Below are 1,251 nucleotides of genomic sequence, written 5' to 3'. Positions count from 1 at the left end.
TGAGCTGGTCTAATGACCCCGGACACCTCAATGGGGGAAACTATACCCATTGAGGACTTACCATGACCAAGAAATACAGAAAGTTCGATGCAGCCTTCAAGCTCGATGTCTGCAAGCTCATTGTTGATCAGGGCCAGAGTGTGAACTCGGTCTGCCTGGACATGAATCTGAGCGATACCGCAGTGCGGCGCTGGGTTGAGCAATACAAGGCCGAGCTATTGGGTGGTCCCGGAATCGGCAATCCTTTGACCAGCGAGCAGCAACGTATTCGCCAGCTGGAGCAGCAGATTCGCGAGCTGAAAATGGACAACGACATCCTAAAAAAAGCTACGGCCTTCTTTGCCCGCGAATTGAAGTGATCCACCAAATGGTTCACCAATTGCAAAGCAAGGCCTACCCGGTTGCTCGTGTCTGCCGGGTGTTGCGGATCAGTCGTTCCGGGTTCTATGAGGCCCATCAGCGGCAGTTGAACCCTAAACCTGTCTGCACCGCTGTTACCAGGATCAAGGCCATATTCGAGGCCAGCGAGCACTGTTATGGCAGCCGTCGCACACTGAACCTGCTGCGCGCTGAAGGCATGTCCATTGGCCGTTTCAAGGTCCGTCGTCTTATGAAGCAACAAGGTCTTCGCCCTGTCTGGAAACGTAAATTCGTCCACACGACCAACAGCAATCACAACCTGCCGGTGGCTGAAAACCTGCTCAACCGCCAGTTCAACCCCGAGGCAATCAACCGGTCCTGGGTTGCGGATATCACTTATATTCGCACGCGTAGCGGTTGGGTGTATCTGGCAGCAGTCATGGATCTGTTCTCGCGCAAGATCGTGGGCTGGGCTATGGCGACTCATATGCGGGCCGAACTGGTGATCAGCGCCATGCAACTGGCCGTCGCTCAACGGCAGCCCGAGCCGGGCCTGATCGCTCACTCGGACAGGGGCAGTCAGTACGCCGGCGCGGCCTATCAAGCGCTGCTGGCGCGCCACGATATGCGGTGCAGCATGAGCCGCAAGGGTAATTGCTGGGACAACGCGGTGATGGAGCGCTTCTTCCTGAACCTGAAAATGGAGCGCACCTGGAGGAAGGATTATGCCAACCAGGGTGAAGCGATAAAGGACATCAGCGATTACATCGTGCGGTTCTACAACGAGAGTCGATTGCACTCGACACTGGGCTACGTACCGCCCAATCATTATGAGCGGCAAGCGGCCTGACAACCACCGATTGAGGTGTCCGGAAAAAGTTGACCACTACA

Annotated in this window: 1 protein-coding gene; it reads left to right on the top strand. The window is 55.7% G+C overall.

Annotated features, from left to right (window positions below; genetic code table 11):
- Positions 1 to 62 precede the first annotated feature (62 nt).
- Positions 63 to 1,210, top strand: a protein-coding gene (locus ALQ04_RS25855; protein ID WP_122318624.1) for an IS3 family transposase whose coding sequence is annotated in 2 segments (ribosomal slippage) — positions 63 to 318 and positions 318 to 1,210 — 1,149 coding nt in all. Because the reading frame shifts where the segments join, the coding sequence is not laid out codon by codon here.
- Positions 1,211 to 1,251: the final 41 nt, after the last annotated feature.

The sequence above is a fragment of the Pseudomonas cichorii genome (assembly GCF_003700275.1).
Taxonomy (GTDB): Bacteria; Pseudomonadota; Gammaproteobacteria; order Pseudomonadales; family Pseudomonadaceae; genus Aquipseudomonas; species Aquipseudomonas cichorii_B.
The sequence above is the reverse complement of the archived record's forward strand: the minus strand, read 5'-3'. Positions and strand labels throughout refer to the sequence as shown.